The sequence below is a fragment of the Ottowia thiooxydans DSM 14619 genome (assembly GCF_000422885.1).
GTDB lineage: Bacteria > Pseudomonadota > Gammaproteobacteria > Burkholderiales > Burkholderiaceae_C > Ottowia > Ottowia thiooxydans.
The window spans coordinates 310981-329789 of sequence record NZ_AUGX01000008.1; the positions used below are offsets into that span (position 1 = coordinate 310981).

Here is an 18809-nt window from a genome sequence, read left to right on the forward strand (position 1 = left end):
TTTAGTCTGGAGCGCCAGTTGGCGTCACTTTGAACCAGCGCACTGCGCCGCCCTTGGTGTGTAGCACCGCGAAATCAAGGCCACCCAATTGGAAACGCTCGCCGCGCTTGGGTACGTGACCCATTTCATGGGCGATCAGACCCCCGATGGTGTCAAAGTCGACTTCCAGATCGCTGTCGGAATGAGTACCCAACTGAACGCCGAAGGACTCGTTGACGCGCTCAAGCGGGGTATCACCCGCCACGCGCCAAGTGTTGTCTGCCAGCGCGAAGATATCACCCGCGTCAGCGTCGATGTCGAATTCGTCCTCAATCTCACCGACGATCTGCTCAAGCACGTCTTCAATGGTGATCAAACCCGCTGTGCGACCGAATTCATCGACCACGATGGCCAGATGATTGCGGTTGATGCGAAATGCTCGCAGCAACTCGTTCAATCCCTTGGTCTCCGGAACAAACACGGCTGGGCGAAGCAGTGTGCGAATATTCAGCTCCGGGGCCCGTTGCAGCTTGAGCAGGTCCTTGGCCATCAGGATGCCAATGATGTTCTCGCGCTCGTCCTGGTAGACCGGAAAACGCGAATGAGCGGTCGAGATGACCTCCCTCAGCAATTCCTCGTACGGCGCGTCGATATTCAGCAAGTCCATGCGTGGCGCGGCCACCATGGCATCGCCAGCCGTCATGTCGGCCATGCGAAGCACGCCCTCCAGCATGACCCGGCTTTCGGCGTTGATCACCTGATTGTCCTCAGCCTCTGCCAAGGTTTCGATCAGTTCATCTGTCGAATCAGGGCCGGGGTTGATGAACTCGACGAGTTTCTGAAATAAGCTGCGTTTGTCTTCTCGCTCGGAAGCAGAGTAAGAGGAGTGCGCGGGATGCGGGTCAGCCAAGGTCTGGGTGTGCAGGACGTGCGGTAGTTGCGAACCGCTCTAGGATAGCGGAAATCGCGGTCAAACCCGGGGTATTGCAAGATTTTCCTGGCTGGGCAGGTGGCGTAGCCTCAACAACCCAGGCAAGGATTTCCTAGGAGGCTGTCGGACTTGGAGCGCCGATAGCGAAAATGTGCCCCAGCGAGGACAGTTTTCACGGGATTTGCAGGCCCATAGCCTAGCTATGGGTCAAAAAGACCGTGAAAAATGGACCGCTGCGGCCCATTTGCAGCCGGCGATTTCCAAGTCCGACAGCCTTCTAGCTACCCGCTTTATGACGCGCTTCCTGAACGCCCAAACGAACTTGCTGCACAAAGCCCAACAAATTCCGCATATGGGAGAACTCGGATTTGAGCCAGTAATCAAGTTGGCCCACGCGCTCTGAAAACAACTCGCTCACGCGGGTTTCCAACGTAGCCACAGGCAACTGCAGATGGCATTCACTTTCGCCACCTGAACGCTCCACGCTGGCTCCAGCTTTCCGGGCAATCCGGATCATGGCTGCGTTTTCCGCCAGCGCATGGACATAAAGCACGTTCACGCCTTCGTTGGCCGCGTGAATGGCAGCACGCTCAAAAAGGCGTGAACCATAGCCACGACCGCGTGCATGCTTGACCACGGACACACCGAATTCAGCGAGCCGGGAGGGACGAAACTCGCTTGCACGGGCCAAATGTGCGAACGCAATCAACTCGAGCTTGCGGTTGAAGATTCCGAAGACCCGGTCACGCGTGAAATCAATGCCATTCACATAGGCACCGATCTGCCGATCATTGGCGGCATAACCAAAGCGTAGGTAACGGTCGCGCTCATCAAGTGACAACAGATGACGTGCCACTTGCTCGCGGTACCGCGAACCGATCTCGCGAATCGGTACGATGGCCGAGCCATGCCCGGCGGAGGAGCGGTTCAAAGTATTCATGGCTTCCATATTAGGGTTCTTCCCTAGAGTCAAAACTCCAAAATGACCCTTTTTTGCTGCATTGCAGCAAAAAACGCGAAATAGTAGCCGCCACGCCCTTCATCGGCACACCACAAGGCCTCGCAAAACGCGGTGGGGGTGCCCGGCAAATGGCATGGGTGGTGCTCTGCGAACGCCGGTCTTCCCTGATTTGGGGGGCACGTACGAAGCGCGGTTTTTTCGGAAGGCCAATTGCAGGCCGCACGCGCAAGCAGATCCGATAGGTGGCGATGTTTAAGAACGTCTAGCCCCAGTCGGGCCAAAGCTCGTGCTCTTTCACCGAATCAATGCCACGCCCCCGCGTGCCGGATGCTTACACGGTGGCGACCTGCCCTTGAAACCCCTGCTCCAGCTCGTCCAGCCAAGCGCTTGGAACATCCACCTGGCAGGTTAAAACGATTTGCCCAAAGGTTTTACCTAAAGGGTCGTTACGAAGCGAAGACGATCCGCCGCCATCGAGGGCTTGGTCCAGGACAAAGTTATAGGCATGAATGCCCGGCACGTCATAACGATGAACCACGCCCATGACCAAATGGGCGAAATACCCCTTCACGACCTCAGCGGTCAACTGTTGACCAATCAGGGCCGCGAACTTGGGGGTCCGAGCAATCACTGCCAGGTGAGCGCGGTCGCCTTTGTCTCCGCTGCGCGCGACGGCAATGGCCGAGAGAGGGACGCGCGTGGTGCTGCCCAACGGGCGAGAAAGAGGCTCGAAGCGCGCGCCTGGCGCTGGAGCGCTCTCGGTCTTTTCACCCACCGGGACCTCTACGGGCTGTAGTTGGTTGTCGATAAAAACCCCCACGGGAACGGATGCTTTGGGCCACGTGAAGGAAAAGAGGCGAAAAATGGGGCTTGATTTTTGCCGGCCACTAAACCCCGTGGTTCCCGGCGCGCCTGCCACGCCCATGGGCGCCACTTCGGTGGCCAACAATTCCAGGGCCCTGGCGTCGCTGTGGTGCACCGCCAAGCGCACGACCACTTCACGGGCATCTGCACGTGCTTGTGCGCCAAAGGAAGGAAGCTCGCTTCCCAGCACCTCTATGCTGGTGCGCGTGAAGTCATCGAGCCCGGCAGTTACCAAAATACGGCGGGTGCGCGTCAGGATGGCCTCCATGGCCCGACGCCCCATGGCCACCGCATCGGCACCAACGAAGGTCAGCGTGGTGGTCAACCGGTAGCCGTCCAGCCAGGTCCCGCTGACCTTGTAGGTGGGGGTGGGTTTGCGGCCACGTGCCCCCGCAAACCGTACGCGGTTCTCGGCCACTTGCGTGATCGTGACAGACGTGAAGTCGCAGCACACGTCTGGCAACAGGTAGTTGGCTGGCTCCGTCACTTCATAGAGCATCTGCTCGGCAGCAACCAAGGGTGTTATGAGCCCGCCGGTGGCCGGTGGTTTGCTCAGCACAAAGCTGCCATCTGCCTCGCATTCAGCAATGGGATAGCCCATATTCTCCCAGCCGGGCACCTTCCACCAATCCGTGAACAAGCCGCCAGTGGTCTGCGTGGTGCATTCGAGGATGTGACCCACAAGGCTTCCTGCGGCCAAGCGGTCATAGTCATCAGCTTGCCAATCGAAGTGGTGCATGAGCGCGGCTAGCGCCAGCGCACTGTCTACGCATCGGCCGGTGATGACCACGTCCGCGCCAGAGCGCAAAGCCGCCAGCACAGGCATGGCGCCTAGATAGGCATTCATGCTGTTCAGCCCGGCTGGCAAACTGGCGCCGGTGAACATCTCACGCACTTGCGCAGCCTGAATCTGATCCCGCACCGGCAGGAGATCGTCGCCTTCTACCACCGCGATACGCAACTGCACACCGGCCGCATCCGCAGCCTTGCGCAAAGCCTCCGCGCAAGCCTGAGGGTTCATGCCGCCTGCATTGCTGAGCAACCGGATGCGACGCTCAGCGATCTCTGGCAAGTGAGGCGCCACCGCTTTGACGAAGTCTGTGGCATAGCCCATGGCGGGATTGCGCGCCTTGGCCGCAGCCATGATCGACAGAGTGAGTTCGGCGAGATAGTCGAACACCAGCACGTCGACGTTCCCGCCGTGAACAAGTTGCCCAACCGCATGGTTGCTATCACCCCAAAAAGCGCAGGCTCCCCCGATTCGCAGCGTTCGCGGTGCATTCATTCCGATTCCTTTAATTCCGATTCAAACAAGCCAATTGGAATTGTCTTTATTATTTTATAGTTCTGTCAATAGAACTTTTAATTTCTACTTCCATTGGCTTCAAGAAAATAAGGAATACAAGACGGCATCTCAGGTTCGCCCAATGTGGCAACGGCCTGCGCGGCTTGCCTGGAAGTGGACCCGCCGCACCTTCCCGAGCGGCAATGCACCCTCACCTACACCGGATAGGCCGTGGTGGCTTTCACCCGATCCATGACGAAGCTTGTCTTGCAGTCTTGAACTGAAGGGTGGCGCAGCAGTGTGTCCATCATGAACCGGGAATAGGCGCTCATGTCGGCCACCACCAAGCGAAGCAGGAAGTCCATCTCGCCAGTCAGCGCGACACATTCAATGACCTCGGGCCAGCCCTGGACGCTGGCCCGAAACACATCCATTGGGTTTCGCTTGGCGCCTTCGGCGTGCTTTTCAAGCCGGACATTGACATAAGCAACCAAACCCAGGCCCAAGGCTTCCGGCCGCAACAGAGCCACATAACGATCAATGACGCCAGCATCTTCAAGCCTCTTGATGCGTCGCAAGACAGCAGAGGCGGACAGGCCAATCCGCTCGCCAATGGCCTCGCAGGTGGCGCGGCCATTGGCCTGCAAGCCATCAAGGATGGCGCGATCGAGTTTATCCAGGGCTGGGGCGAGCATGTTGAGTGGAGTCCACGAAAGGAAATTTCAGCGTCAAAATTCATATTGACGCATGCAATCAGCGCAGATTAACAAAAATCACCCCATTCTCGGCTCAAAACTGCAGAAACCTCCTCTAAGACGCATGAAAGCTGAGGCGCATCCCAACTACAGTAGTGAATTCTGAGCTTTGACTCAAATCAATCAGGAGACCCCACCATGAGCACTTCACCCGTAACTACTGCGCCCACCACTTGGGATAACCCCATGGGCACTGACGGCTTCGAATTCATCGAGTACGCGGCACCGGATCCCGTGGCCATGGGAGCCTTGTTTGAACAGATGGGATTTACAGCGGTGGCCAAGCACCGGCACAAGAACGTGCTGCTGTATCGCCAAGGCGAGATCAATTTCATCATCAACGCGGAGCCTGACAGCTTCGCCCAGCGTTTCGCGCGCCTGCATGGCCCCAGTATTTGCGCCATTGCTTTTAGGGTGCAGGACGCCAAGAAAGCCTATGAGCGAGCACTGAGTCTGGGTGCCTGGGGCTACGCCGGCCAAGCCGGGCCGGGCGAGCTGAACATTCCCGCCATCAAGGGGATTGGCGACTCGATCATCTACCTGATCGACCGTTGGCGTGGAAAGAAAGGTGCAAAAGAAGGCGATATTGGCAACATTGGTTTCTATGATGTTGATTTCGAACCCTTGCCAGGCGTGAGCGGCTCCGCTGCGATCAGCCCGGAAGGCTACGGCATGACCGTGATCGATCACCTGACGCACAACGTGCACAAGGGACGCATGGCGGAGTGGTCGAGCTTCTACGAGCGTCTCTTTAATTTCCGCGAAGTTCGCTACTTTGACATTGAAGGTCAGGCCACCGGGGTCAAGAGCAAGGCCATGACCAGCCCCTGCGGAAAAATTCGCATCCCGATCAATGAAGAGGGCAATGAAAACAAAGGCCAGATCCAGGAGTATCTGGACAGCTATCAAGGCGAAGGGGTGCAACACATCGCACTCTCCACCAAAAATCTCTACGACACCGTGGATTCCTTGCAAATGGCAGGTATCAAGCTGCTAAATACCAGCGAGTCCTACTACGAGCTCCTGCCTGCCCGGATTCCTGGCCTGAAAGAGCCCATTGGTGAGCTTCAATCGCGCAACATCCTCGTGGATGGAGAGCCAGGCGAGCTGTTGCTGCAGATTTTCAGCGAGAACCAGCTCGGACCCATCTTCTTCGAGTTCATCCAGCGCAAAGGCAACGAAGGCTTTGGCGAAGGCAATTTCAAAGCGCTGTTCGAGACGATGGAGCTGGATCAGATGAAGCGAGGGGTGGTCAAGGTGGAGTGAGCGCCGTGCAAGGCATTTAGGCTTAAGGACCTCAGGGCGTAAATATCGCTTTAAGGTCTCTGCGTTTTACGCCCGGGCATCCCGAACGTGAGTGCACCCACAGCGCCTTGCACAAGGCTATAGAGGCCATAGACCATCGCTCCGCCCACCGCCGCCGCGGGAGCAACGCCAAACGGAGCTAGCGCCGCTACCGCAGCCGCCTCGCGGGTGCCCCAGCCTCCCACGCTCACGGGCAAAGCTGCCATCAGGAATATGGGTGCAATGGCAAACGCCCAAGCTGCAGGGGACAAACGCACGCCTAGCGCGTACGCGCCCGCCGCCAGCGCCGCCGCAGACAACACCTGCACGGCCGCTGACCACAGCGCCTGCACCCCCACTTGCGCGGCGAAATCGGGGCGCTGTGCCGCTATGCGCAGTGGACCAATCCAGCGCTCACCGGGCCCCTTCCACAGGCGCAACAGCGGCGGTAGCAACCAAGGCAACGCCAACCATGCCAAGGTACAGACCAGCATCAAGGCTGAGAGCAACGTGGGATCGACACTCAACTCTGCCCCCAATCGAGGGGCGGATAGCACGGCGCCCAACCCACCTATGGCGCACAGCATCCACAGACCGCTCATGCGGTCGATGATCACTGACCAGGTAGATGCCAGCGTGTCTTGCCCGGCGCGCCGCAGCATCATGGCCCGGTACACATCACCCCCCACCACGGCGCCCGGGAGCAGTGCATTCAAGCCCATGGCCTGAAAATACCAGCGCTGCGCGTTGCCAAGCCCCAGGTCGCCACCCAACCAGCGCGCCAAAACACGCCAACGCAGCGCGGAAGCGACGTTGGAGGCAATCGCCAACACGAGCCCGGTCAAGACCCAGCCTGGGTGCGCCTGACGCAAGGCGGCAATCACCCGCGCTGGGTCCGCCAAAGCCAGCACCACCGCCAGCAAGGCCAGCCCGAGCAGGCCTCGCAGCAAAGCTTTGTGCGATGGCTTCACTGAATGGGAGCCGGGGGTTCTGGCTGCACCGAAGGCGAGGCGCTTTCTCTACCGTACTCTTTGGCGTGGTATTGCGGCGCCCCACCCGCCTCGTGGTAGATGCGCATGAGTAGTTCGCCCATCAGTCCGGCAGCGATGAATTGCATACCCATCAGTACCAGCATCACGCCCATCAACAACAAGGGGCGCCCGCCAATGTCTTCGCCAATCAACTTGAGGGCGAAAAGCCAGGTAAGAATCAGCGCGCCCGGCGTTACCAGCCAGAGGCCTAAGCCACCGAAGGCATGCAGAGGGCGCTGGCGATAGCGCATGAAAAACACGATCAGAATCAGATCGAGAATGACTCGGAAGGTGCGATCAATACCGTACTTGGACACGCCCCTGGTGCGCGCATGGTGGCGCACCGGCACCTCCGTGATGCGCGCGCCCGCCTCCTTGGCCAGAGAAGGGATGAAACGGTGCAACTCTCCATAGAGGCGAATCCGGTCAATGATAGGCCTCCGGTACGCTTTCAGCGCGCAACCGTAATCGTGCAGATGCACGCCAGTGGCGCGGGAAATCAGCCGGTTAGCAATGCGCGAAGGGAGTTTGCGGGAAATTTCCGCATCCTGCCGGTCCTTGCGCCAGCCACTGACCATGTCTACAGAAGAATCTTTTTCCAGCCGATCGAGCAGGAGCGGGATATCAGCAGGTTCGTTCTGCAGATCAGCATCCAGCGTCACCACATAACGGCCGCGCACACGGTCAAAACCAGCCTGAAGCGCGCTGGATTGTCCGTAATTGCGCACCAGGCAGATAGCTCGCAACCAAGGGCGCTCGGCAGCGAGTTCCCGGAGCAGCGCCGCACTGGCGTCCGTAGAGCCGTCGTCCACAGCCAACAGCTCAAAGGAAAGTGTCTGGCTGGCCATCGCCTGGGCGATGCGGTCGACCAGGTCGCGCAGATTGTCGACTTCGTTGTAGATAGGCACCACGATGGAGACATCCGGCGCGGCTTCGAGATCTTGAATCATCGCCACATTTTGCCTTGCCTCGCCTCGCGGTACGATCCGTCGTTGCCTTTCGATCGCCCCATGAATCTTTCCGACCCGCAGAAGTCGCCGCCTTTGGGCTCCGTCATCGCCCATCCACTGCTGTGGCTACTGCTGCTGGCTGCTGCCCATGTGGCCGTGCGGCTGGCGATTTCGCCTGCGCTGAAATGGGATGAAGCAGAGCAAATACTCTGGTCTCAGAATCTGGCGCTTGGCTACGGTGCTCAGCCGCCGCTCTACACCTGGCTGCAATGGGCGTTCAACTCAGTCTTTGGGCCGAGCGTGCTGGCCCTTTCCGCCCTCAAACACTCCGCGCTGGTGCTCACCTATGTGCTGATGTGGGGTGCGGGGCGGGAACTGCTCGGTCCACGCGGCGCCTGGTGGGCCTCGGCCAGCATGCTGTTGCTACCGCCACTGGGCTGGTATTCCGTGCGCGATCAGACACATTCCATCCTGGTCACGGCCATGGCCTGCGCTGCGTGGTGGATGCTGTTTCGATTGATCAAACGACCGAGCCAGCGCGATTTCGCGTTGCTGGGTCTCGCTTGCGGGATCGGCATGCTGTCCAAATACAGTTTTGCCCTGGTTGCCGGGGCCATGGTGCTGGCCGCGCTCATGGTGCCAGAAGCACGGCGCGCCCTGCTCTCTCGCGGCTGGTGGTGGACTCCCATCGTCGCCGCACTGGTGTTTTTGCCCCACGCAAGCTGGTTGATGACCCACCTTCAGGAAGCCACCGCCGGAACCTTGCACAAGATGCAGATTCAGGCCGACCCTTCACTGACCAAGGGACTGTTCAGCCTGTTCACCAGCTTGCTTGGCGTGCTGCTACTGTGGAGCGTGGTGGCCCTTTGGGCGTTTCGTACCAGTTGGTGGCGCAAGTCTGTGTCTGCAGCGTCGGTCACACCCTGGGCCTTGCCCCTTTTCAGGCGCTACCTGATGTTGGTCACGCTGGCGCTTGTAGGTATGGTGCTGCTAGGAGGGGTCACGACTTTCCGGGAACGCTGGCTGCTTCCTCTACTGTGTGTGGTGCCTCTGATGGCCTTCGCAGTTCGACCAGACCTGCAACAGCACCCGCGCGCAGGTCGGTACACAGCCGCAGTCACCGTGATTGCGGTCCTGCTGCTGGTAGCTGCAGGTGCGCGACTGTGGTTCGGCCTGATACGCGGAGATGCGGATGAACTCAACCACCCGGTGCTGGAGCTGGCTGGAACGCTCCGAGATGCGGGCTACGATGGCCGCAGCCCCATTGTTGCGGCAGACCATATGCTTGCAGGTACCCTGCGCACCAGATTCCCACAAGCGCCAGCGAGGGCTTGCACCGCGGATGACGGTCAGGACGTGGCGGCCTGCGTCGCCGCCTCCGCCGAGCGCGCACGCTTGGCGGGCCAAGGCTTGCTGCTGATCTCACGCTCCGACCGTGTGGAGCCGGACTGGTGGGCTCGCGCTCAAAGTGGGCTGGGGCCGATGGCGGTGCTGGGCATCGATCTGCCTTTCCACCAACTACACAAACTGCCGCCCGCACACTATGAGTTTGCCTGGCAACCCGCGAGAACCACCCCGTGAGCGAGATCCTGGTCACCGGCGCCGCCGGATTCATCGGCATGCACGCCTGCGAGCGCCTGCTCGCCCTTGGGCATTCGGTTACGGGCATCGACAATCTGAACGCCTATTACGACGTCAGCCTGAAGGAAGCCCGGCTGGCCCGCCTCACGCCGAACCCGCGCTTTTCCTTCGAGCGCATGGACATTGCTGACCGCGCTGCCATCGCTGCGCTGTTTGAGCGCATCCGGCCTCAGCGTGTACTGCACCTGGCGGCTCAGGCTGGCGTTCGGTATTCGCTGGAGGCGCCCCATGCCTATGTGGACTCGAATCTGGCGGGGTTTGTGAACCTCCTTGAAGGCTGCCGTGCTCAGCCGGTGGAGCACCTCGTGTATGCCAGCAGCTCCAGCGTCTATGGCGGCAACACGAAGCTGCCATTTTCGGAGCATGACCCGGTCGATCACCCCATCAGTCTGTACGCGGCCACCAAGCGGGCCAACGAATTGATGGCGCATACGTACAGCCACCTCTTTGGCTTCCCGGCCACGGGGTTACGCTTTTTCACCGTTTACGGACCATGGGGACGCCCTGACATGGCGCTTTTCAAGTTCACCCGCGCCATACTTGCGGGTGAACCAATTGATGTGTACGGGCACGGGAAGCTGCTGCGCGACTACACTTACATCGATGACATCGTGGAAGGTGTACTGCGCGTGCTGGACAAGCCAGCCACCGCAGACCCGAGCTACGATGCAAAAGCGCCCAATCCCGCCACGGGAGCGGCTGCACATCGGATTTTCAACATTGGCAACAGCACACCTACGGTGCTGTCGGAATACATCGGAGCGCTGGAGTCTGCGCTTGGCGTCAAGGCCGTGCAACGCTTGCTGCCGGAGCAGCCGGGCGACATGCACAGCACAGCGGCCGACACGACAGCGCTTGCCGAATGGGTGGGCTTTGAGCCCGCCACGCCTGTACGTGAAGGCGTGGCACGTTTCATTAACTGGTATCGGGATTTCCATCATTTATGAAAGTCAGCGTTTTCGGCACCGGCTATGTCGGTCTGGTCCAAGGAACTGTGCTGGCCGATGTGGGCCACGACGTCATCTGCATCGATATTGACGCGGCCAAGATCGCCGGGCTCAAAGCGGGCCAGATTCCAATCCATGAACCAGGTTTAGCGCCTTTGGTGCTGGAAAACCAGGCGGCTGGCCGCTTGCGCTTCACGACCGACGCGGCGGAAGGCGTGGCGCACGGCGAGCTGATTTTTCTGGCCGTCGGTACGCCGCCAGATGAAGACGGCAGCGCCGACCTGAAGCATGTCCTGGCCGTAGCGCGCACCATTGCCCGGCACATGGATGGGCCGCGCACGCTGGTCAATAAATCCACGGTGCCGGTGGGCACTGCGGATCGGGTGGCCGCCGCGGTGCGCGAGGTGCTGAAAGAACGTGGGGTGGAGTACGCCTTCGATGTGGTCTCCAACCCTGAATTTCTCAAGGAAGGCGCTGCGGTAGCTGACTGCAAGCGGCCTGACCGCATCGTGATCGGCACCGACAGCCCTGCGGCAGAAGCCCGTTTGCGCGAGCTGTATGCGCCATTCAACCGCAATCACGAGAAGATCGTGGTGATGGACATCCGCAGTGCGGAGCTGACCAAATACGCCGCCAACGCCATGCTGGCCACCAAGATCAGCTTCATGAATGAGATCGCCAATCTGGCCGAGCGCCTGGGCGCTGATGTCGAAGCCGTGCGACGAGGTATTGGCAGCGATCCGCGCATCGGCTACCACTTCATCTACCCGGGCCTGGGATATGGCGGCAGTTGCTTTCCGAAAGATGTGAAAGCGCTGATCCACACCGCTCGCAGTACGGATTTTTCTCCGGAGCTGTTGCTGGCGGTAGAACGGCGCAACGAAGCTCAGCGGCGCGTGATGTTCGAGCGCATCAATGCTTTCTACGGCGGTGAGCTGAAGGGAAAAGTGGTGGCGCTGTGGGGCCTGGCTTTCAAGCCCAACACCGATGACATGCGGGAAGCCCCCAGCCGATCGCTGATGGAGGCCCTTTGGGAGGCCGGCGCGAGCGTGCAGGCCCACGATCCCGTGGCCATGCAGGAGGCGCGGCGCGTCTATGGTGAGCGTGCCGATCTGACATTGGCAGCAACACCAGGAGCCGCGCTAGAGGGCGCCCACTGCCTGGCAATCGTCACCGAGTGGCAGACCTTCCGGGTACCGGATTTTGCGCAGATGGCGCGTCTTCTGAAAGACCGCATGGTCTTCGATGGCCGCAATCTATACGACCCAGCGCTGCTGGCACGCCATGGTCTCGGCTATTCCTCGATCGGCCGTGCAGCGCAGAAACCTGCGAGTTTGAGCTGACGAGGTGAAACGGCTTGCCCACGGCAAGCCCGTATGCAAGCCCGCCGGCGGGCTTGAAGGCTAAGGCCGAACGCCCGATTCACGCCCTCACCGGCTACAGCGCGTGTGTGACGAGCCTGAAATCCGGATCCTCTGGGTACGCCTTGACAGTAAACCCCAGGCTCTGCACCAGCTTGAGCATGGATCCGTTATTGGTCAGCACCAAACCCATCATCTCCTGCAGGCCCTTGTCCCGGGCAACCTCCATGATGCCGTGCATCATTCGCGTCCCCAGGCCTTGCCCCGCGAAGGCGTCGTCCACTACGAGTGAGAACTCACAGCTGTTCTGATCCGGGTTGGTGATGTAGCGTGAGACGGCTATAAATCGCTCGCTGGTCTCCTGCTGGCCATCCGAACCAAGCTTATCTTCCTTGATGACGGCGCACAGTGCCATCTCCCGGTCATAGTCGATCAGCGTAAAGCGCGAAAGCATGCCAGGGGGTAACTCCGCCATGCTGGAAACGAATCGGAAGTACCGGCTTTCGGGTGACAGGCGTTTGGTCATCTCCTGCAGCATCTGGGCATCCCCCGGCCGAATGGGCCGCACAGTGTATTCACCGCCACCGCGCAGCGGCCATACCTGCTCGTAGCGCGCCGGATACGGCAAGATGGCCAGGTGACCATAGCTGCGCCCCCGCGGCCCGCCGGAAGACGTGGGCGCTGCCGCATGGCCCACGACAATGCGCGCATCCACCGCCACGGCGCCGAATTCGTCGACGATGATGGGATTGATATCCATCTCGCGCAGTTGGGGCAATTCGCACACCATCTCGGAGACGCGGAGCAACACTTGCTCCAAAGCCGACATATTCACTGCGGGCGCGCCACGCCATTCACCCAAAGTTTCGGCCACTCGCGCGCGCTCAATCAGTCGGTGAGCCAGAAACTGGTTCAGCGGCGGCAGCTCCATGGAGCTACCCCCCATGAGCTCGACCAAGGTGCCACCAGCGCCAAAGGCGATTACCGGGCCAAAGGGATCGTCGGTGACGACGCCAATATACAGTTCGCGACCGCGGCGCGCCTTCGCCATGGCCTGCACGGTGATACCGTTGATGTGCGCATCAGGGCGAGCGTGAGACACGTTGGCCATCATGTCGTTGTAGATGTCGCGCACCGCCGTGGCGTTCATCACATTCAACGCCACACCTCCTACATCACTCTTGTGAGAAATATCAGGAGAATCAATTTTCAAGGCCACCGGGAAGCCCTGCTGGGTAGCGATCATCATGGCTTCACTAGGATTGCGCGCCAAGGTGGTGGGGGTGATTGGAATATGGAAAGCGGCCAGCAGGGCCTTGGATTCCATCTCTGTCAGCGCCTGGCGCCGCTCGGCCAGCACGCCTTCAATCAAAAGCCGCGCGCCCTCAGCATCGGGCGCGGCCAGTTGTGTAAGTGGCGGCGGTGTCTGCCGCAAAAGCTGCTGGTTTTGGTAGAAGCTGGCTATGTTGCCAAAGGCACCCACCGCCGCCTCGGGCGTACGGAACGTGGGAATCTGCGCATCAGCCAACAGCGTTCGTGCAGCGCCAACCGAAGCATCGCCCATCCAGCAACTGACCAGCGGCTTCGATAACCTGGGCCTGGCCTCCACCAGCACACGGGCAATGGCATCCGCATCGCCGCCCCACTTGGGCGAGTAGATTACCAGCGCACCATCGATGTCTTTATCGCTCATCGCCGCTTCCAGTGCAGCCCGATAGTGCTCAGGCTGAGCATCTTCCGTGACGTCGATCAAATCCGCCAGCGAAGCGTTGGGGGGCAGTTGAGTCAGGAGGGCGCTGGCCTTCTCACCGGAGAGCAGGCCCAGTTTCAAACCGATCTCACTCACCCAATCAGCTGCCAGTACACCCGGGCCTCCGCCGTTAGTGACAATGGCCAATCGTTTTCCCACTGGCCGGTAACGAGAAGCCAGACACTTCGCAGCTGAGAACAACTGCACGAACGAGCGGACCCTCACAGCGCCGGCTCGGCGCAGCGCGGCATCAAACACGGCATCACTACCGACGACGGCACCTGAATGCGTTTGCGCTGCGACGTTGCCAGCCAACTGCCGGCCAGATTTAAGAATGACGACCGGCTTGCTGCTGGCCGCCGCACGCAACGCGCTCATGAAACGCCGGGCATTGGAGATTCCCTCCAGATAGACCACGATGGCTTGGGTATTGCGATCACTGGCCAGAAAGTCCAGCATGTCGGCAATATGCAGTGCGCTATGAGGCCCTACGGAAATCACACTGGAAAAGCCCACCCGGTTCTGGCGAGCCCAGTCCAGGATAGATGCCGTGAGCGCGCCAGATTGCGCCACCAAGGCCAATTGACCAGGCGCTGCCATGGGTCCCAGCGTACTGGCATTTAAAAGCCGTGCGGGCCTCTGAAACCCCTGGCTATTAGGCCCCAGCAGCATCACACCATGGCGCTGCGCGGTCCGGGCCAGCTCGGCCGCCAACGGCGCGCCAATACCGGCAGAAAGAATCAAGGCTGCTTTGCATTTGATCCGCCCAGCCAGCTCGAGTGCGGCCAGGGTTTCCTCCGGCTGCAAGGCAATGATGGCAAGATCCGCACGCGCCTGCGCCAGATCACCCAAGGTACCTGTGGTCTGGGTATGGAGCTCGGTCACCGCACCGTCGAAAGCCTGCGCGCGAAAACCCGCAAGCAACGCCTTCGCATGAGGTGCAAGCCCCTCCGGATCGGCTTCGCCGCCCGTAAACAAAATGATCGACCGAGGATCGAAAAGCGGGCTGAGGTAGTGTTGGTCCATAGCGATTCTTTTTGCCACCCCACCCCGAAACCAAGAGCACGGCCAAGGGGGCAGCGAGCCTCATGATGCGAGGAGCTTAGCGGCCTTTTTTTATATCCCAAAGGGAAAACCCTTATTCTGCGCTCCAAAACACTCGCTGCGGCTGATAGCGTGCTCAAAAGCCCCTCCCTACCTCGTTGCACCCGTATGGAAGGCCGCAAAAATACGCGCGACACCACAAGGTATCCCTGCGTTTTCCGTGGCACGGGCGCACCCTCGCATCCACAGTTTTTGAACACAACGGCCCTCCCGCGGAGACGTTGGACACGCTCTGAGACAATACAGTCATGAGCTTCGCCCCACTGCAAAACGACACTTTTCTGCGCGCCTGCCTAGGTCAGGCGACTACCCACACCCCTATCTGGCTGATGCGCCAGGCTGGCCGCTACCTGCCTGAGTACCGCGCAACACGGGCCCAGGCCGGCAGTTTCATGGGGCTGGCCACCAACGTCGATTACGCCACCGAAGTCACCCTGCAGCCGCTGGAGCGCTATCCGCTTGATGCCTCCATCCTGTTTTCGGACATCCTGACCGTACCGGACGCCATGGGCCTCGGCCTGTCGTTCGCACTAGGCGAAGGCCCCAAGTTTGAACGCACGGTGCGCGACGAAGCGGCCGTGGCTCAACTGGCCGTGCCGGACATGAACAAGTTGCGCTATGTGTTCGATGCTGTCACCTCCATTCGCAAGGCTCTCAATGGCCGCGTGCCCCTGATCGGGTTTTCCGGCAGCCCCTGGACGCTGGCCTGCTACATGGTCGAAGGCGGCGGTTCGCAGGATTACCGAGCCGTCAAGACCTTGATGTATGCCCGGCCTGATCTGATGCACCGCATTCTGGCCATCAACGCCGACGCCGTAGCCGTCTATCTGAATGCACAGATCGATGCAGGCGCTCAAGCCGTCATGATCTTCGATAGCTGGGGCGGGGTATTGGCCGATGGGGCGTTCCAGGACTTCAGCCTTGCCTACACCACTCGGGTGCTGGGGCAGCTCAAACGCACCGGGAGTGATGGCGCGGTGGTGCCACGCATTGTCTTCACCAAAGGTGGTGGCTTGTGGCTCTCGCAGATGCGTACTCTGGATTGCGAGGTGCTGGGACTCGACTGGACTATGAACCTGGGCACTGCGCGCGCCATCGTCTCAGAAGGCTCCGGCGCCCACCGCAAGTCACTGCAAGGCAACATTGATCCAAACGTGTTGTTTGCGCCACCTGAAGCCATTCGCGCACAGGCACGTGCCGTACTCGATAGTTTTGGTGCACCACATATGGAGCAGGACAAGCCCGGGACCGGCCATATCTTCAATCTCGGGCACGGGATCAGCCAATTCACCCCACCGGAGCACGTGGCCCACTTGGTAGACGAAGTGCATGCCCACTCCAAACGGATGCGTACCGGCCTCTAAGCGCTCGTTGGACTTGCCGGGGTCGTAAATCACGGGATGCCAATGGACTGTACCGCCCCATTGGCAGCAGCGCCTCTACTTATCGCGGATGAGCAAGTCAAGCAATTTCGTGGGCATTAGAGCAAAAAAAAGAGGTTCATCTACTTTACTTATGCACAAAAATCAGATCATCTCGCGCTTGGCATATTTCCCTAAGGGCGACGAACTGATTAACCATAAGTCATTGATTTATATAAAAAATAGAACAATGCTTTTTTGATGAGCAAGGTAGTGAAAGCCTTGATTTTTAAGGCTTTCAGGCGATTCATCAGACGTTTTCCACAAAGTTATCCACAGAAATTGGGTATGACTTGCAAAACTCATTCAAAACAAGCACTTAAAGCCAAAATTGCATGTTGATTGGAATCCCTTGACGAGCGATGCACACTGGCTGGCGGTGGCCGTGGCAACGCCGGCGCACAGTGGCATAGGCACGCCGTTGACCTATCGCAGTGCGCAGCCTCTGCCACCGGGCACCCTGGTACGAGTACCACTGGGCTCCAGAGAGGTGTTGGGGGTCGTCTGGTCTGCACTACCCGAGCCCGAACCCGGTTTGGTCAAGTCGGCACGCGAAGTGGCTGGCACGCTCGGCGATCTGGCCCCCCTGGATGACCATTGGCGTGCCCTGATGGCGTTCGCCGCACGCTACTACCAACGAGCCTTGGGCGAAGTCGCTCTCGCAGCTCTGCCACCCCAACTGCGCACCTTGAATCCCACGCAGATGGCGCGTCGCCTGAAGCGCACTCACGGCTCTAAAAATTCGACCGACGCGCCAGATGAATTGGCTCCCCTGAAAGAGCTTTCTCAGGAGCAAGCAGACGCCCTGCTCAGGATTGAGCAGGAAAGCGGACCCTTCTTGTTGTTCGGAACCACGGGGAGCGGCAAGACTGAGGTCTATATGCGTGCAGCCGCACGGACTTTGGCCCAGGACGCACAGGCGCAAATCCTCGTATTGGTGCCAGAGATCAACCTGACTCCGCAGCTGGAAGCGCGCTTTACAGAGCGCTTTGGGGCGGAATCAGTGGTTTCAATGCACAGCGGGCTCACTCCCGCGCAGCGCTTGGCCGGTTGGCTGGCGGCCCATACCGGGCAGGCGCGCATCGTTCTGGGAACGCGCATGGGGGTACTGGCCTCCATGCCGCACCTGGCGCTGATCGTCGTGGATGAAGAGCACGACCCCAGCTACAAACAACAGGAAGGCGCCCGCTATTCAGCCCGTGACCTGGCGGTTTATCGCGGACGATTGGTCGGCGCCAAAGTGATTTTGGGCTCAGCCACGCCTTCGCTGGAGAGTTGGGAGCGAAGCCGCTCCACAGAAGAGGGAGGCCTGGGGCGCTACGTGCGGCTAGCCATGCCCCAACGCATAGGTGCCGGAGAGTCGGGTTCAGGTATGCCGCGCGTGCGGCGTGTGGATATGAGCCGGCAACCGCGTGGCACCTCGATCTCCCCTCCGCTGCTGCAGGCCATTGGCGAGCGCGTGGAGCGCGGTGAGCAAGCGCTGCTGCTGCTCAACCGTCGCGGCTATGCCCCCGTGCTGCATTGCGGTGATTGCGATTGGAAAAGTGAATGCCCTTACTGCAGCGCTTACCGTGTGTTCCACAAGATCGACCGCACCCTGCGTTGCCACCACTGCGGTTTCACCGAACGCGTACCCAGAGCCTGCCCATCCTGCGGCAACGTGGACATTGGCACCATAGGGCGTGGCACGGAGCAGTTGGAAGAACACCTCGCCGAACTCTTGGCGCCATTGACGCGACCTGATGGCACTCCCGTGCGCGTGGCCCGTATCGACGCGGACTCCACACGTGGAAAAGGCAGCCTGGAAACCCAGCTGGCGCAGGTGCACGCGGGCGAAGTGGACGTTCTGGTCGGCACGCAGATGATTGCCAAAGGGCACGATTTCAGGCGCGTGACCCTGGTAGCGGCCATCAATCCAGACACAGCGCTGTTCTCCAGCGATTTCCGCGCGCCCGAACGCCTTTTCTCGCTGCTGCTGCAAGCGGCTGGGCGTGCCGGGCGCGATGCCGCCATATCGGCGTCCAGTGAAATGTGGCTTCAAACCCACCACCCTTTTCACCCTCTTTATGAAGCGCTGAAAGCACACGATTACCCGAGCTTTGCAGACAGCCAACTCATCGAGCGTGCCCAAGCGGGTTTGCCGCCATTCACACATCTGGCGCTACTGCGCGCGGAAGCCCGCAGTCAGGAAGCAGCGCAGGCTTTTTTGAAGGAGGCAGCACAAACGGCCAAGAATGTACTTGGAGAAGACAGTGAGATGCTGCCCGCCCTGGAAGCCATCACTTGGTACCCCCCCGTGCCGATGGCGGTACAACGGGTGGCCAATATTGAACGCGCGCAAATGCTGATCGAAAGCCCCTCGCGTGCAGCCTTGCAGCGAGTGCTGACCTCATGCCAACCCATCTTGCACCAGCTGCGCACCGCTGCGGACCACCGAGGCATCGTGCGTTGGGCCATGGACGTAGATCCACTCGCTGTCTAAGCACGTGTTCAAAGTCTACGCGCGACATGCGGGTGCGCGATTGAGCGCTCTACTCCGCGGTAA

At 60.1% G+C, this 18809-nt stretch carries 13 protein-coding genes; 6 read left to right on the forward strand and 7 right to left on the reverse strand.

From position 1 onward, the window contains the following. Position 1 precedes the first annotated feature (1 nt). From G518_RS0105190 to G518_RS0105205, 4 genes are all read right to left on the reverse strand, one after another. The gene (locus G518_RS0105190; RefSeq protein ID WP_028601626.1) at positions 2–889 is read right to left on the reverse strand and encodes a CorC family transporter; all 888 of its coding nucleotides are present in this window, start codon (positions 887–889) and stop codon (positions 2–4) included. Positions 890–1187: 298 nt separating this feature from the next. Continuing rightward, on the reverse strand, positions 1188–1850 hold the full coding sequence (locus tag G518_RS0105195) for a GNAT family N-acetyltransferase (protein ID WP_245597902.1): 663 nt from the start codon (positions 1848–1850) through the stop codon (positions 1188–1190). Positions 1851–2202: 352 nt separating this feature from the next. Beyond that, positions 2203–4020, reverse strand: coding sequence for an acyclic terpene utilization AtuA family protein (locus G518_RS33975; RefSeq protein ID WP_051236058.1), 1818 nt, complete (start codon positions 4018–4020; stop codon positions 2203–2205). A gap of 215 nt (positions 4021–4235) precedes the next feature. After that, complete coding sequence (locus G518_RS0105205) at positions 4236–4715, reverse strand: Lrp/AsnC family transcriptional regulator (RefSeq protein ID WP_028601628.1); 480 nt, start codon at positions 4713–4715, stop codon at positions 4236–4238. 198 nt (positions 4716–4913) lie between these two features. On the opposite strand from G518_RS0105205, the gene hppD reads away from it, so the two are divergent. After that, entirely contained in the window at positions 4914–6041 is a 1128-nt protein-coding gene (hppD, locus tag G518_RS0105210; protein ID WP_028601629.1) for a 4-hydroxyphenylpyruvate dioxygenase, read from the forward strand. 50 nt (positions 6042–6091) lie between these two features. Here hppD and G518_RS0105215 read toward each other — a convergent pair whose 3' ends face one another. Then, the gene (locus tag G518_RS0105215; protein WP_036593603.1) at positions 6092–7030 is read right to left on the reverse strand and encodes a lysylphosphatidylglycerol synthase transmembrane domain-containing protein; all 939 of its coding nucleotides are present in this window, start codon (positions 7028–7030) and stop codon (positions 6092–6094) included. After that, positions 7027–8040, reverse strand: a complete 1014-nt coding sequence (locus G518_RS33980; protein WP_036593605.1) for a glycosyltransferase family 2 protein — start codon at positions 8038–8040, stop codon at positions 7027–7029. The genes G518_RS0105215 and G518_RS33980 overlap by 4 nt, the downstream gene beginning before the upstream one ends. Positions 8041–8100: 60 nt before the next feature. On the opposite strand from G518_RS33980, the gene G518_RS0105230 reads away from it, so the two are divergent. The 3 genes from G518_RS0105230 to G518_RS0105240 are packed head-to-tail and all read left to right on the forward strand — an operon-like array spanning position 8101 to position 11971. Next, positions 8101–9621, forward strand: coding sequence for a glycosyltransferase family 39 protein (locus G518_RS0105230; RefSeq protein WP_051236096.1), 1521 nt, complete (start codon positions 8101–8103; stop codon positions 9619–9621). After that, positions 9618–10628: an NAD-dependent epimerase gene (locus G518_RS0105235; protein ID WP_028601633.1), complete on the forward strand. Its 1011-nt coding sequence runs from the start codon at positions 9618–9620 to the stop codon at positions 10626–10628. Before G518_RS0105230 ends, G518_RS0105235 begins: the two co-directional genes overlap by 4 nt. Beyond that, on the forward strand, positions 10625–11971 hold the full coding sequence (locus G518_RS0105240) for a UDP-glucose dehydrogenase family protein (protein WP_028601634.1): 1347 nt from the start codon (positions 10625–10627) through the stop codon (positions 11969–11971). Before G518_RS0105235 ends, G518_RS0105240 begins: the two co-directional genes overlap by 4 nt. Positions 11972–12065: 94 nt before the next feature. Here G518_RS0105240 and G518_RS0105245 read toward each other — a convergent pair whose 3' ends face one another. Further along, a complete protein-coding gene (locus G518_RS0105245; RefSeq protein WP_028601635.1) occupies positions 12066–14765 on the reverse strand; it encodes a bifunctional acetate--CoA ligase family protein/GNAT family N-acetyltransferase in 2700 nt (899 codons plus the stop codon). Between the two features lie 326 nt (positions 14766–15091). Between G518_RS0105245 and hemE the strand changes: the two genes are divergently transcribed. Both hemE and priA read left to right on the forward strand, forming a co-directional pair. Then, positions 15092–16207, forward strand: coding sequence for a uroporphyrinogen decarboxylase (gene hemE, locus G518_RS0105250; RefSeq protein WP_028601636.1), 1116 nt, complete (start codon positions 15092–15094; stop codon positions 16205–16207). 409 nt (positions 16208–16616) lie between these two features. Beyond that, positions 16617–18746 carry a replication restart helicase PriA gene (gene priA, locus G518_RS0105260; RefSeq protein WP_245597903.1) on the forward strand — a complete coding sequence of 710 codons (2130 nt, stop codon included), beginning with the start codon at positions 16617–16619 and terminating at the stop codon, positions 18744–18746. The last annotated feature ends 63 nt before the right edge of the window (positions 18747–18809 follow it).

Excerpts from the sequence above, each read along its gene's own strand:
- G518_RS0105195 (WP_245597902.1), bottom strand. The coding sequence starts at position 1,850 with ATGAATACTTTGAACCGCTCCTCCGCCGGGCATGGCTCGGCCATCGTA.
- G518_RS33975 (WP_051236058.1), bottom strand. The coding sequence starts at position 4,020 with ATGAATGCACCGCGAACGCTGCGAATCGGGGGAGCCTGCGCTTTTTGG.
- G518_RS0105205 (WP_028601628.1), bottom strand. The coding sequence starts at position 4,715 with ATGCTCGCCCCAGCCCTGGATAAACTCGATCGCGCCATCCTTGATGGC.
- hemE (WP_028601636.1), top strand. The coding sequence starts at position 15,092 with ATGAGCTTCGCCCCACTGCAAAACGACACTTTTCTGCGCGCCTGCCTA.
- G518_RS0105240 (WP_028601634.1), top strand. The coding sequence starts at position 10,625 with ATGAAAGTCAGCGTTTTCGGCACCGGCTATGTCGGTCTGGTCCAAGGA.
- G518_RS33980 (WP_036593605.1), bottom strand. The coding sequence starts at position 8,040 with ATGATTCAAGATCTCGAAGCCGCGCCGGATGTCTCCATCGTGGTGCCT.
- hppD (WP_028601629.1), top strand. The coding sequence starts at position 4,914 with ATGAGCACTTCACCCGTAACTACTGCGCCCACCACTTGGGATAACCCC.
- G518_RS0105245 (WP_028601635.1), bottom strand. The coding sequence starts at position 14,765 with ATGGACCAACACTACCTCAGCCCGCTTTTCGATCCTCGGTCGATCATT.
- G518_RS0105230 (WP_051236096.1), top strand. The coding sequence starts at position 8,101 with ATGAATCTTTCCGACCCGCAGAAGTCGCCGCCTTTGGGCTCCGTCATC.